General features: G+C 41.7%; 13 protein-coding genes and 1 pseudogene. 5 read left to right on the plus strand and 9 right to left on the minus strand.

Features of this window, described 5'->3' with window-relative positions; translation table 11 throughout:
* Positions 1 to 221 precede the first annotated feature (221 nt).
* Complete coding sequence (locus BTA30_RS18395) at positions 222 to 707, plus strand: DUF4944 domain-containing protein (RefSeq protein ID WP_076762744.1); 486 nt, start codon at positions 222 to 224, stop codon at positions 705 to 707.
* A 232-nt stretch (positions 708 to 939) separates the two neighbouring features.
* Positions 940 to 1,286, plus strand: a pseudogene (locus BTA30_RS23970) (transposase); the annotation flags it as partial.
* A 442-nt stretch (positions 1,287 to 1,728) separates the two neighbouring features.
* Here the strand turns inward: BTA30_RS23970 and aldA are convergent.
* The gene (gene aldA / locus BTA30_RS18400; RefSeq protein ID WP_083696830.1) at positions 1,729 to 3,183 is read right to left on the minus strand and encodes an aldehyde dehydrogenase; all 1,455 of its coding nucleotides are present in this window, start codon (positions 3,181 to 3,183) and stop codon (positions 1,729 to 1,731) included.
* 195 nt (positions 3,184 to 3,378) lie between these two features.
* On the opposite strand from aldA, the gene BTA30_RS18405 reads away from it, so the two are divergent.
* From BTA30_RS18405 to BTA30_RS18415, 3 genes are all read left to right on the plus strand, one after another.
* Positions 3,379 to 3,645, plus strand: a complete 267-nt coding sequence (locus BTA30_RS18405) for an L-rhamnose mutarotase (RefSeq protein WP_076762745.1) — start codon at positions 3,379 to 3,381, stop codon at positions 3,643 to 3,645.
* A gap of 419 nt (positions 3,646 to 4,064) precedes the next feature.
* Positions 4,065 to 4,913 carry a rhamnulose-1-phosphate aldolase gene (gene rhaD / locus BTA30_RS18410; protein WP_076762746.1) on the plus strand — a complete coding sequence of 283 codons (849 nt, stop codon included), beginning with the start codon at positions 4,065 to 4,067 and terminating at the stop codon, positions 4,911 to 4,913.
* Positions 4,914 to 4,998: 85 nt separating this feature from the next.
* Positions 4,999 to 5,787 (plus strand): DeoR/GlpR family DNA-binding transcription regulator, encoded by a 789-nt coding sequence (locus BTA30_RS18415; protein ID WP_076762747.1) that lies wholly within the window; start codon positions 4,999 to 5,001, stop codon positions 5,785 to 5,787.
* A gap of 115 nt (positions 5,788 to 5,902) precedes the next feature.
* Here the strand turns inward: BTA30_RS18415 and rhaA are convergent, their stop codons facing one another.
* From rhaA to BTA30_RS18455, 8 genes are all read right to left on the minus strand, one after another.
* Positions 5,903 to 7,159, minus strand: coding sequence for an L-rhamnose isomerase (gene rhaA, locus BTA30_RS18420; RefSeq protein ID WP_076762748.1), 1,257 nt, complete (start codon positions 7,157 to 7,159; stop codon positions 5,903 to 5,905).
* A gap of 17 nt (positions 7,160 to 7,176) precedes the next feature.
* A complete protein-coding gene (gene rhaB / locus BTA30_RS18425) occupies positions 7,177 to 8,586 on the minus strand; it encodes a rhamnulokinase (protein WP_076762749.1) in 1,410 nt (469 codons plus the stop codon).
* 214 nt (positions 8,587 to 8,800) lie between these two features.
* Positions 8,801 to 9,790, minus strand: coding sequence for an AraC family transcriptional regulator (locus BTA30_RS18430; RefSeq protein WP_076762750.1), 990 nt, complete (start codon positions 9,788 to 9,790; stop codon positions 8,801 to 8,803).
* A 214-nt stretch (positions 9,791 to 10,004) separates the two neighbouring features.
* On the minus strand, positions 10,005 to 10,445 hold the full coding sequence (locus BTA30_RS18435; protein ID WP_239693560.1) for a bifunctional 4-hydroxy-2-oxoglutarate aldolase/2-dehydro-3-deoxy-phosphogluconate aldolase: 441 nt from the start codon (positions 10,443 to 10,445) through the stop codon (positions 10,005 to 10,007).
* Positions 10,446 to 10,503: 58 nt separating this feature from the next.
* Complete coding sequence (locus tag BTA30_RS18440) at positions 10,504 to 11,163, minus strand: sugar kinase (RefSeq protein ID WP_326140344.1); 660 nt, start codon at positions 11,161 to 11,163, stop codon at positions 10,504 to 10,506.
* Positions 11,164 to 11,442: 279 nt separating this feature from the next.
* Positions 11,443 to 12,276 (minus strand): 5-dehydro-4-deoxy-D-glucuronate isomerase, encoded by an 834-nt coding sequence (gene kduI, locus BTA30_RS18445; RefSeq protein WP_076762751.1) that lies wholly within the window; start codon positions 12,274 to 12,276, stop codon positions 11,443 to 11,445.
* Positions 12,277 to 12,322: 46 nt separating this feature from the next.
* Positions 12,323 to 13,081 carry a 2-dehydro-3-deoxy-D-gluconate 5-dehydrogenase KduD gene (gene kduD / locus BTA30_RS18450; RefSeq protein ID WP_076762789.1) on the minus strand — a complete coding sequence of 253 codons (759 nt, stop codon included), beginning with the start codon at positions 13,079 to 13,081 and terminating at the stop codon, positions 12,323 to 12,325.
* 116 nt (positions 13,082 to 13,197) lie between these two features.
* Positions 13,198 to 13,962, minus strand: a complete 765-nt coding sequence (locus tag BTA30_RS18455; RefSeq protein ID WP_076762752.1) for a DeoR/GlpR family DNA-binding transcription regulator — start codon at positions 13,960 to 13,962, stop codon at positions 13,198 to 13,200.
* Positions 13,963 to 14,023: the final 61 nt, after the last annotated feature.

Below are 14,023 nucleotides of genomic sequence, written 5' to 3' on the forward strand. Positions count from 1 at the left end.
TAAATTATAAACCTTTTGTTTTTTTGTACCCGCCCAGTATCCATAAAAATCTGAAACAGTGGTCCATGATGTCGAATAAGTTCTTGCCCCCATAGTTTTAGGAGCTTAAAACAGAAACTTAGTGCTATTTTTTTCTTCCTGCTTTTTTTAGAAATATAATACAATGTATATATTATTTGTTCTTAAAGGATAAAGAAATTATCTTTTTGGGAGGATTTTCTTTGATTAAACAGTATTCAAGATCTTTTATTTTTATGGCGAGTGTTTTTGTAATTTTTTTAGTGTTATTTTTCGGATTTAAATTATTCTATTATTACAAGTTAGAATACCCAAAATGGGAAGGAAAAAGTAAGGATCAAAACTGGGAAGTAACTATTAAAAAAGGTGAAATTGCCTCTGGATATAGTGGAGCTTTATACTGGATCGGACATAAAAAAAATATTGGCAAAACTTATTTAGAACAACTTGTGGTTAAATTTGATAATGAAGTTGCTCTGAATGATAAAACTGAAACACCTATGAAGGATTATTCTGGCGGGACTTTTGATAATGGCGAATCTAAAGAAAAATCCGTTTCGTTTTTAGCAGAATTAGAAGAATCTCAATTAGATGGGCATAAGATGACAGTTCAAGTCAAGTGGAGACAAGGAAATAAAAAATATAGTTCTGAAATTTCCCTTGATAAAAAGACTTTATTTAAGCACTAGTCTCTTTTCCATAGAGTTACTTAACATAACCAGAAAATAAAATTAGAGTTGAATGCAAAAGGATTGCTACCTGATACCATCCAACTCTTTTTTTGTCTTTTTTAGGTTGCTTTTTACCTGATACGAATTTTCTGTCCAGCATAAATTATATCGGTATTCTTGATGCCATTCGAAGCATGTAGCGTCTTTATTGATTTATTGAACCATTTGGAGATTCAGTGTCCCCGGATTTAGCCGAAATCATCGAAAGACGATTCATCGGCACACCTGGCAGGATCATTTAGATGACGCTGATCATCTTCGGCATACGGAGAAGAATAAACGAATCTATGCCAAACACAAAAAAAACGATTGAACGTGTTTTTGCGGACTTAAAACACAAGCAGGGCCTCGCTGGACAACCCTGAGGGGTAAGAAGAAAAAATTGTCCTACAGACGATGCTTGTGTTCGCTGCTATGAATCTAAACAAGCTGGCAAAGGGACCTGACAAGGTCCTAATAGCCAGCTTTTTCATCGAAAAAACAAAAGTAGGTCGGATTTTTAGAATCCGACCTACTTTGTCATATAAATGTTCATGAGCAATATCCAGTCAAAAATCAGTCATGAGAATGTGATTAAAGTGGTATTCGTCAAGTCATTTACTATGCGAATACAGACTTTTTTGCAGATAATAGAGGTTCTGCTTTCTTATATTCCAACTTATGGGCATCAGCAACAGTTTGGTAGGTCACAACGCCCTGGGACGATCTACCTTGAAATTTCGCTTAAGAAGATTGGGCACAATAAACTTACTTTCACCCGCGATGTACACTTTCTTTTTACATTAACTTGGCATTGAATGTTATATTTCTGCATAATCCTCTGTACGGTTCCTGAGATTGACTTTTATCTTACAATTGGCTTTTCTGTTACCGTGGCTGTAGCAAAAATGCCAGAGCCCCGAACAGCAGGAGTATGTAAGAGACAAAATAAATAGCCTGTCGGGTTTTCTCCGACAGGCTCATATAAAAAGTCCATTTATTAATATTGGATATAGACGGCATGAGTTTGCAAAAATTCTTCCAGTCCATGTTTCCCATCGGCTCCGCCTATACCAGATTTCTTCCAACCCGCATGGAATCCTTGGATAGCTTCAAAACTTTCACGGTTGACATAAGTCTCACCAAATTCCAATTCGTTGCTTGCTCTCATCACATGATTGATGTCCTGTGTAAAAATGGCTGAAGTTAAACCATATTGACAATCATTAGCAAGCTCGATAGCTTCATCTAACGTCGAGAAAGTAGAAATCGGTAAAACAGGTCCGAATATTTCTTCGCGCATGATTTCCATACTGTTATCAACGTTGACCAATACAGTCGGTTCATAGTAATAACCTTTTGTACCGTCCACCCGCTTTCCGCCTGTAAGGACTTTGGCGCCTCCTTCAACAGCACGTTCTACCATATCTTCCACATTCTTCAAACCATCTTCGCTGGAAAGTGGTCCCATGTCCACATTATTATTTTCTAATGGATTACCAAAGGTCACTTCAGACATAGCTTTTGTAACTTTTGTTATAAATTCCTCTGATACGTCTTCATGAACGTAAACACGCTCTGTACAGTTACATACTTGTCCGGTATTAATCACACGGGAGTCTATGACTGATTTAACGGCTAAATCAATATTCGCATCGTCCATGACAATCGATGGTGCTTTTCCCCCCAATTCCAACGAAACTTTTGTAATGTTTTGAGATGCTTTCTCCATCACTTTCGCTCCGGCATCTGTACTTCCAGTCAGACTGATCATGCTGATTTTTGGGTTTTTGGAAAGTTCTTCGCCTACTACGCTGCCTGCTCCTGTGACAATATTGATGACCCCTTTCGGCAGCCCTACTTTGTCAAGAACTTTCGCAAATTCCAAAGCATTATTAGGAGAAATACTGCTCGGCTTAAGTACAATCGTATTGCCGGTCAATAGAGCTGGTGCTGCTTTTCTTGCTATGAGGAAGAACGGGAAGTTCCACGGTAAAATCCCGGCCACTACTCCGATCGGTTGTTTGTAAATTAAAATGTTTTCGTTTTCCCGGTCACTCGGAACGATTTCCCCTTCATACTTGCGCGCCCAACCAGCAATGTATTCGAAATAATCTGCCGTTACACTCACTTCAACCTTCGCCAGGTCAAATGTTTTCCCCATCTCTTCCGAAATGACAGCAGCTAACTCGTCCACATTGTTGCGAAGCTCATTACAAATCGCAAATAGATATTTTGCCCTCTCAGAGGATGATTTTTTTCTCCATTCTTTTTGTGCTTGTTCGGAAGACTCAATGGCTTTTTGCGTATCTTCCAGGGTTGCTTTTGGCACGGTAGAAATGACGCTCTCGGTTGCAGGGTTTGTGACTTCAATCGTTTCCTGATTACTCGAATCAACAAATTCGCCATCAATATACATTTGATATTCCATTGTTAACGCTTTCACTTCTTTCATGTTATCCTCCACCCTTTATTGAATTGGAATTTCTTTTATTATCATAAAATTACAAAAGAAATAAGTCAACAAAAACAAAGAAATAACTTTTATTTTCTTTTGTTTATGTTGACTTATAGGGTGTGTGACTTTAATATGTAGGTAACCTTCAAAGAATCCATGAGGCAATGGGACTAAAGTAAACGAGGCGAAAATATGCTGAGAAAAGCATTTATGATGAAAGTTTATCCCGGCCAACAACAAGAATACGGAAAAGAGGCATCAGGAAATCGGGCCGGAGAAGGCCCAAAGACGAGCGAACTGTATTGGTTAATTGAGATCAAGGATGAGCAGCTATGGAGTGAAATGGCGGAGACAGAAATTAATCAAAAATGGTGGGAGTATATGAGTCCTGTGATGGAAACGCATCCGGATCACAGTCCGGTTTCATTTGATTTACAAGAAGTTTTTCACCTGAAGTAAAAGGAATGTATGGCAGACGCTAGAAGTTCGAGCGTTCTCCACGGGAATGACTAACCAGCGATCATCAGATCTCATCCTGTTGCAAAGAAAGGATAATGGAGTCTATCTATTAATCGCAACAAAAAAACAAATAATGACCTTTTTTTACTTTTGTTTTTGTTGATTTTGAGGGATGATCAAGGTTATCATGGAGATAGATATTACAGGTTGTGGTAAAAGAAAACACTTCATCCAGATGGGTTCCAAAACTTCATAAAGCATCTTTCCGTAGTTTTTTGAAGAAAGGAATGCTTTTTAGCCAGAAGCTGTTGAGGTGTGTCCATATACAGGTGCTTTTTTTCAAGTGGAGCCGATGTAGAAAGAAAATTACAGGAGATCAAAAATAAATAAAGGCTTAGTTAGCGGAAAGGATTTACAAGATGAGTGTAATTAACAAAGTAAAAGTGAATCAAACCATTTTAGACGCACCTTTTATACAAGATATGATGAATAATACGTATGACATGTGGAATCGTGGATGGGATGAGTTAAATGGCGGAAATATCAGCTGCTTATTGGAGGAGGGGGAAGTCTCCGACTGCTTAAATGTGAATCATGTATTGCGAACTATAGATTTAGCTTTTCCTGTTCCTGAACTTGCCGGTAAATACTTTATCGTGACAGGGTCCGGAAAATACTTCAGGCATGTTCGGGAAACCCCGGAAGAATGTCTCGGAATTATACGTGTCAGTTCCGATGGTGAAAGTATAGAATTATTATGGGGACTGCGTGATGGATCTTCGCCTACAAGTGAACTGGCATCGCATTTCATGAGCCATATCACCCGTTTGAAACAAGATCCCTCCCATAAGGTCATCATGCATTCCCACACTACACATTTGATTGCCATGACCTTCAACCATGAACTGGATGAAGTCCTTTTTACAAGAACACTCTGGAAGATGTGCACAGAATGTCTCGTTGTCTTTCCTGAAGGGATTGGGATCCTGCCATGGATGGTTCCAGGCACGGATGAAATCGGGAGGAAAACGGCTGATAAGATGACGGACTTCCGGCTTGTAGTATGGCCACATCACGGAATTTTCGGTGCAGGTAAATCCTTATCGGAAGCATTCGGACTACTCGAAACCGTTGAAAAAGCAGCACACATCTATATGCTGACAAGTACCCACAAAAACGGAATCAGACAAATGATTACAGATCAGGAATTAAAGGATCTTGCTAAACGATTTGCTGTAAACCCTCCTGAAAAGTACTTCACCGAGTAAAGAAGAGATTTTTTCATCGATCATATATGCTATCCTTAAAATCAAACAGGCAATTTTCCTCGATTTATAGAAAGTTGGTGTGTAAATGCTAATAGCTGAAAGACAACAAAGAATTGTTGAACTTGTCAATGAACGGGAAAGTGTAAGGGTTTCGGAATTGAGTAAAATTTTCTCCGTTACAGAAGAAACCATCCGAAGGGATTTAGAAAAGCTGGAAAAGAATAAAAAGTTGGCAAGAAGTCACGGGGGAGCCGTCAGCCTTCAACCTTCGGATTCATCAGAAATCCCTTATACCAAACGTGAAATCATAAATGTCAAAGAAAAAAAGCAGATCGCTCTGGAAGCTGTAAAGCATGTTAAAGCTGGGGATAAAATCATTTTAGACGCCAGCACAACAGCCTGGTACATGGCTAAAGCTTTACCTGATGAACCGCTAACCGTCCTCACCAATTCCATAAAAGCAGCTCTGGAATTGAGCGATAAGAAAGAGATTACGGTCATTTCAACAGGCGGAACATTATTGTCTAAATCACTCTCTTATGTTGGCCCTTTAGCCGAAGCTTCTTTAAAAACGTATTTTGTTGATAAAGCTTTCATTTCATGCAAAGGGCTTCATATCGAACGAGGGATAAGTGAATCGGACGAACATCAGGCCATCATAAAAAGAACGATGGTGAATAGTGCAGAACAGACGTATGTTTTAGTCGATTACAGCAAATTTGGCGTTCAGGATTTCTCCCGCATCGATCAATTAGATATCATTCACAGGGTGATTACAGATCATTACGCCTCCCCTTCCGTCCTGCAACAGCTGGAAGAAAAAGGTGTAGAGGTCACAGTAGTCGATACAGTTTCTCAACAGGAAGTCATTTGAAGGAAAAGGGAGAGAAATTTCACCTGAAATCTATCCCTTTTCTCTTGTTTCAAAAAAACATCCACCACTTCAGTGGTGGATGTTTTTATATAGAAAAGCAATGCGAACTCGTTTTTCAGGATCGCTTGGATAGAAATTCTTTTTCATATTGCCGGACATCATTCAACCATGTTTCTTTGACAGGAACATTCATTTCCTCACAATAATAATCCCAGATGGCACCGAACGGATACGTTTTGAACTCCTCCATCAAGGCTAAACGATCCGTGAAATTCCCCGCTTCCTGCAATTCCTTCAAATAATCATTCGGGAGCAGCAAACCATATAATAAAGCTTTGATCATATTTCGTGTACCAATCGTCCAGGCTGCGACTCTGTTAATACTTGCATCAAAGAAGTCCAGCCCTATACGGACTTGATCCAGCGCATCATTTCGGACAATTTCCATTCCGATTTGTTTCAGTTCTTCATCCAGAACGACCACATGATCACTATCCCATCTTACGGGCCTGGAAACGTGGAGAGCGACCTGATCGCTGTATAATAGCATGGCCGAAATTTTATTCGATACGACTTCTGTAGGATGATAGTGTCCTGTATCCAATAAGCATAATTTGTCGTTCTTCAAGGCGTATCCCATATAGAATTCGTGAGAACCCACTACATAGGCTTCCGATCCAATTCCGAACAGCTTACTTTCTACAGCATCCACATTGTATTGTTCATCGACCTCATCGGCAAAAATCTCATCCAATGATTCCTTCAATCGTTTCCTTGGCGTCAGGCGGTCACTCGGAATATCTTTGTAACCATCAGGGATCCATATATTCGTCAGGGCAGGTGTTCCTAACTCTTTTCCAAAGTATTCTCCAATTTTACGACTGGCGATACAGTGACGAATCCAAAAGTCTCGGATAGATGGATCCGGGTGGGACAACGTTAACCCGTCATCCGCTTTCGGGTGAGAGAACAGGGTGGGATTGAAATCCAGGCCAAGTCTATTATCTTTTGCCCAATTGACCCAGTTTTCAAAGTGTTCGGGCTTCAGTTCATCCCGTTCAACCACTTTTCCTTTTGTTTCTCCATAGATCGCGTGAAGGTTGATCCGATGGTGACCCGGGATCAGGGAAAGCGCCATCTCCAAATCTCTTCTGAGTTCGTCCGGGGTCGATGCTTTACCCGGGTAATTTCCAGTCACATCGATTCCTCCCGAAAGCTCCTGTTGATTCACTTCAAACCCGCCGACATCATCCCCCTGCCAGCAGTGAATCGAAATCGGTACGTTCTTTAATTTTTCCAGGGCATCCTCTACATTGACGCCCCATTTTTCATACTCTTTTTTCGCCCATTCAAAATTTTCTTTAATGGTCATGTCTTATTCCTCCTTTTTTATGCGGAAACCTTTACGTATTGTTTAATAGGAAAGGACCGTCTAATAAGGTTCCTGGCCTGATCGATGCTGTCCAATTCCTCGAGGGAGAGTAATTGTGAAACGATATTTCCGATCGCCGTAGCCTCTACCGGTCCGGCGAGCACCTCTTTCCCCGTCGAATCTGCAATCAGCTGATTGAGCATTTCATTCTGGCATCCACCACCAATCACATTGATCGTGGAGAACTCTTTTTCAAAAATCTCCTCAATTTGCCGGATCGCTTGTTTATAACGATCTACTAAACTGTCAAACACGCATTTAGCGACTTCTCCCGGCGTTGAAGGAGGGACCTGATCCGTTTCTGCACAGTACTTCCGAATCTCTTCCACCATATTTTCAGGGTTTAAAAAGCGTTGATCGTCCACCTCTACCTTAGATGTAAAATGACTGGCCTCATGGGCTAAGTCTACAAAGTCCGCGAAAGAATAGTGATCATGGTAATTCCGCTTGACCTCCTGGATGATCCAAAGCCCCATAATGTTCTTTAAGAAGCGAAAACGATAATCGATTCCCCCTTCATTCGTGAAGTTGTAATCCATTGCCTTTGGGACACAAATCGGAAATCGATTTTCAACTCCGATGAGAGACCACGTCCCTGAGCTGAGATAAATCGTCTCATCGGCAGACGGGACAGACAGGACAGCTGAACCCGTATCATGCGTTGCTGGTAAAATGACCTCCATATCAAAACCGAATTCGTCAGCCAGCTCTTTTCTCAAAGGGCCAAGCTTTGTTTTAGGAGGCTTTATTTCGTGAAACATGGAAGGATTAATGCCTAACTGTTCCATCAATTCCTTGTACCACTGTTTCGTAAAGGCATTCACCAACTGGGTGGATGTGGCATTCGTATATTCATTGGCTTTCACACCCGTTAGTAAAAAGTTCAAATAATCCGGAATCATGAGAAAGGATTTTGCCTTATCCAATATTTCCGGGTGATTCTTTTTCAAGTAATAAAGCTGATAAATCGTATTGAATTTTTGAAACTGGATGCCGGTTTCGAAATACAGTTTCTCCTTACTCACGATTTGAAGGGCTTCCTCCATCATCCCATCTGTCCTTGGATCACGATAGGAGACAGCGTCCGTCAACAATTCATCATTCTCATCCAACAGGACAAAATCAACAGCCCACGTATTAATTCCGATACTTACGGGATCTATTCCAGCCTTACGACACTTCTTTATCCCGGCTTTGATTTCATGAAAAATCTTCTGGATATCCCAACAGAAAAACACTCCGTTTTTGCTTATCTTATTTTCAAAACGGTGGATTTCCTGAAGGATTAACCTGTCCTCTTCCATCTTGCCTGCCATTAACCTGCCGCTGGAAGCTCCTATGTCCACGGCTATACTGTATTTACTCACATCATCACCTCTTTATGTAAGCGCTAACTATGTCTATCATAAAGGGTTCACCCGTTTTTTTTAATAACCTCATTCATTCATTTATTATCCTTATTTGCAATAGAAAAGAAGATGGGATGTATTGAACAGCCAGCCCCTGATTCGGAATCGCGCCTCTTTTCAACCCGTTTTCTATCCTTATTTGGCGCATTAAAAAAGAAGCGGAGCACATGATTCATCGCCACACTTCTAGATCTCCAAATTGGTCGCGGTACTGTTTCGGAGTGACTCCGTATTTCTTTTTGAAAATCCGGTAAAAGTAACTGATGTTGTCATACCCTACCTGTTCCACGATGGAGGAAATTGAAAGATGCTTGTTTTTCAATAGATTCACCGCTACACTTAATCGTTTCTCCTGTAATAAATCTTTAAAGTTTTTGTTCGTGATTTTTTTAATGTTTTTGCTGAGCCAATAATGGGTTTGATTCAATTCTTCTGCCAGCTCATATAAATTGGCCATCCGGTAATGGTCTTCGATATATTTTAAGGCTTTCATGATCATCTGGTGTTCAAGGTTCCACTCGTTAAGCTTTTTCAGTTTATCAGAATGTTTGACGAGCTCAATTATGAGTAAACCCATATATAGCTTGATCGAGGACTGAGACAAGAGGCTCGGCTCCATAATTTCCCTGATCACCCGTTTGACGAGCGCCTGGATGGACTCCATTTCAGAGACGGCAAAATAAAGGAACTGTCCATTCTGTGTATGTTCAAAGAGGCTGTTTATCAGGAAATCATTCATCGTATTCTCTGTATTATCGGTCGTCAAATAGGTAAAAATATATTCAAAGAACCTGGGGCGGATGATGAAGTTGATAATGATATCCTCTCGCTCACATGCTTTTATTTCATGCTCAATAAACTGATTGAGCAGAATCAATTCACCTTGTTTCAGCCGGATCGGGGTCTCCCCTACGGTTTGCTCGAGTTTGCCGCTGTACACATAATTCATCTCGATATAATCATGCTTATGCTTCGGAAAATCCGCATATCTTGCATGTTTCCTGATCATGATCATTTTATCTGAGTCCATCAGCTTCTCACTTTGAATAATAAAATCCCGCCTATTTGTGTAGAGGTCTTTTTTCACTTGTTTACTTTGCTGTAACAGTGATTTTTCTTCATCCGTTTCCTGAAGCAGCTGATGAAGGATATCCGCTGACAATATTCGTTCACCCTCTCCCTTATGGTAGTCAACACGAGAGGCCTATAAATTTTGCAACTCGTCCTCTCTACGGAAAAGAAGGATTATGATCTCGCTTTTTTTACAGCTTCGGTATAGGAGTAGCGATTTGTTCAAATTCAGCAAAATTCGCCTCTGCAATTAAAGTATGATTGACAAGGTTCCCGCCTGCACTAATCGCAACTGCTCCAGCCATTTAAAGTCTGCCGCATTTGGTCGGGATTTGGGGTAACGGCCCTTTCATGTTCTTAATGAACGAAACCCCTACAGAAGAGGCCGGAAAAACTTTCACCATGTCGGCTCCCATCTCATAAGCCGTAATGGCCTCCGTCGGCGTCATGACCCCTGGAACAGATAGTTTGCCATACCGAAGCGTCGTTTTCACAACGTGTTCGTTTAACACCGGGCTTACGATGAATTCAGCTCCGCTATCGATCGCCTGTTTTGCCGTTTCACTATCCAGGACGGTTCCTGCTCCAATGATTGCCTGACCTTTGAAGACAGTCGTCAATTTTCGGATGGCAGCGAGTCCATTCGGATCATCGACGGTTACCTCAAGCGCATTTACACCGCCTTTAATCAGACTTTCACATACCTGTTCAACAGCATGTTCGGGGACTTTACGGATAACAGCCACGACACCACTTTCTACTTAACGATTGAGTAGAGTAACTTTATTGATCAACGCACACATTTTAACGAGAAATTATTCGCTGAGATTGGTCAGGATTAACTTGCCCCCAGAAAAGATAGCCTTCCATATCTCCTTCCACAGATAAAGCATAAGCTCCGATCCGGTTGCCGAACTTGACAGCTTTCGCATAGCCCCATCCACGTAATAACCCTGAGATGAAACCTGCTGCGAAACCGTCTCCAGATCCATCCGTATCCACTACTTCGCCTACTTGGAATCCTGAAACATATGCCCTCTCACTTTCTGTGGCAAAATACGCTCCTTCACTCCCAAGCTTGACTACGACAACTTTCGCTCCCTGATTTAAGAAAACTTTGGCGATTTTCTCAAGGTCACTCGATCCCGTCAGAAGTTCCCCCTCTTCTATGCCTGGCAACACACTATCCACCTGCCCGGCAATTTCCATCAGTACTTGCCTGGCCTTTTCTTTAGACCACAATTTCAAACGTATATTCGGGTCGAAAATAATGGTCTTCTCATGTTTTCTTGCCGGTTTGATCGCTTCATCCACTGTTTCTTTACAGCTTTCACTTAAAGCTGGAGTGATTCCGGTCAAATGAAGGTATTTGGCCGATTGGAGATAGTTTTCGTCCAAATCATCAGGAGATAGCAAACTGGCAGCTGAATGATTCCGGTAATAGTAAATGTTCGGATCCTTTATTGGTCATTCTTTCTTTAAAAAATACAGCCGTAGGAGCCTGGTCATCGAAAACGACGCGAGAAGTGTCTCCGCCCCGCCCACTGTTTTCCTATATGAATCTACATATCTGAGCGGACCTGTCGAATCCGGCTTGAATAGAACCATACTTTCACCCCGTGTTATAACATCCAGGTTTTCGCTCCTGTTCATCGTATTTATTGATCTTCCAATGGTCAGATTAAAAAATCCCCACCAGAAGAGGGGGAGAACCTCCCGCTTCTGATGGTTCCCTGATCACCTTTATTTCAGCTCTTCCATTTTCACATGATCCATATCATCGAATGTATAATTCTCTCCGGCCATGGCCCAGATAAAGGTGTAATTGTTTGTACCGACACCGGAGTGGATCGACCAAGGCGGAGAAAGAACCACTTGTTCATTTTTGACCACTATATGACGGGTATCATCCGGCTTGCCCATGAAATGGAATACACGGGATTCTTCGTCCATATCGAAGTATAAGTACGCTTCCATACGGCGATCATGCACGTGCGGCGGCATCGTATTCCACATGTTGTTCGGAGCAAGAAACGTCATGCCCATCATCAGTTGGCAACTTTGGATACCATCACCATGAATGTACTTATAAATCGTACGGCGGTTGGATTCAGCATCTGAACCCAAGTGCGCAGGCGTCGCTTCTTCAATGGCTAACTTTTTAGTCGGGTAGTTGGTATGAGCTAGAGCGGAAACAATATAGAATCTGGCAGGGTTAGAAGCATCAACACTCTCCACAGATACTTCTTTATTACCTTTTCCGACATAGAGGCAGTCACGCTTATTCAATTCATACGATTCACCATCGACCGTGACTTTGCCGGCATTTTCCGAGATATTGATAAAACCGACCTCTCTACGCTTTAGGAAATACTCTGTTTTCAACGTTTCTTTATCTTCTAACTTCAAAGGCTGGTCTGTTGGTACAGCTCCGCCTGTGATCAAGCGATCATAGTGGGAGTACACCATGTACAGTTCACCCTGAACGAATAGGTTTTCAACTAAGAAGTCGTTCCGGATTCTTTCTCCATCGTACTTTTTGAAATCTGTTGGATTGGTTGCGTATCTTATTTCCATTTCATTCACCTTCCTTATTTTTTCTGAATACTGAATAAGTGATCGATTAAGAGCTCATCCATCCGCCATCAACGCAAAGGATGTGACCATTCATGTAGTTCGCCGCATCAGACGCGAGGAAAATAGCTGCTCCCTGCAAATCTTCCGGCTTTCCCCACCGCCCCTGAGGGATCCTTGCTTCAATAGAGGATTTACGCTCTTGATTTTCACGAATCGGCGCTGTATTGTCTGTCGCAAAATATCCCGGAGCGATAGCGTTTACATTTAAGCCTTTACTGGCCCATTCATTAGCTAAGGATTTCGTGATTCCGGCCACAGCATGTTTACTGGCGGTATATCCCGGAACGGTCAAACCTCCCTGAAAAGATAGCATGGAAGCGATGTTAATGATTTTTCCAGATCCACGCTCCAGCATATGCTTTCCGATTTCACGGGATAAATAGAAAACGGAGTTCTGGTTAATGTTGATGACACTCTCCCAATCCTTATCAGAATGCTCCGCTGCAGGATTGCGCCGGATGATCCCAGCGTTGTTGACTAAAATATCCACATTTCCAGTCAATAAGGCAGCCTCTGAAGCCAGCTGTTTGGCTGCTTCAGGATCCGTAAGATCTGCCGTTAATTCATAATATTTCGATCCTGAACCCTCAACAAGATCCTTCGTGTCCGACTTACCATTTCCAGAGCTTACACCAATAATGTCTGCGCCGGCCTTTGCAAGACCGACCGCAATCCCCTGTCCCAGCCCTCTGCTGGAACCCGTCACTAATGCAACTTTTCCTTTTAAAGAAAAAAGCGATTCTATCAAATGATTTACCTCCCTGAATTGAAAGCCCTCTTTTGTTCATAAATGTTCATTACAGTTTGTATTCTACCATTTGATTCCGAAAAATTCAACCTACCCACACTATTAATCCACTATTATTTCGTTGCAACCCTCACATTAACCCCTTTATTCTCTATCTCTTTTATGGCAGAGTGGGCTAATTGATCGTCCGTTATAAGTTCGTTAACATCTGTTATCTCGGCAAATTGCACCAAAGCTACTTTTTCGAACTTCGTAGAATCTGCTACGAGGGTGACATGATCGGCACAATCTATAATCTTCCTTTTCCAATCAGCGTGCAGGCTATTGAGTACGGTTAAACCATGTTCAATAGAAAAGCCTGTCGTTCCAAAGAAAAGACGATTCACCCTCAGCCTTTTCAAAGCTTCTGTAGCCTGATCCCCAAGCAATGAAGAAGAATGATGGATCCGGGTACCTCCTAGTACGACCAGCTGAACATTTTCTTTATCATGAACAATGTGCGCGATCTTGATATCGTTTGTAATCACGGTCACCGGGAAGTTGCCGAGCCTTTCCGAAATCGCACTCGTCGTACTTCCTCCATCCATCAGAATCGTTTCATGTGGTTCAATCAGCCTTACCGCTTCCCTTGCGATAGCGTCCTTAATTTCTGTATGGCTGGACTGCCTCTCCCTGACAGGTAATATTTTCCCCTCCTTGTTTTCCAACACTGCACCACCATGAATTCTCTTCAATAACCCTTTTTTCTCCAAAGCTTCTAAATCGATTCGGACGGTTTTTTCCGTTACACCAAGTAATTGGCTTAGCTGAGAGACTTTGACCGCTTTGTCCGTTTCCAATTTATTTAAAATGGTTTCATATCGTTCAATAGATAACATCATTTTATCCTCCTTATTCCTTCACACTCCCTCATTATAATATAGAAACGAACAAAAAGGA

This window comes from Bacillus swezeyi (assembly GCF_001969815.1).
Lineage (GTDB): Bacteria > Bacillota > Bacilli > Bacillales > Bacillaceae > Bacillus > Bacillus swezeyi.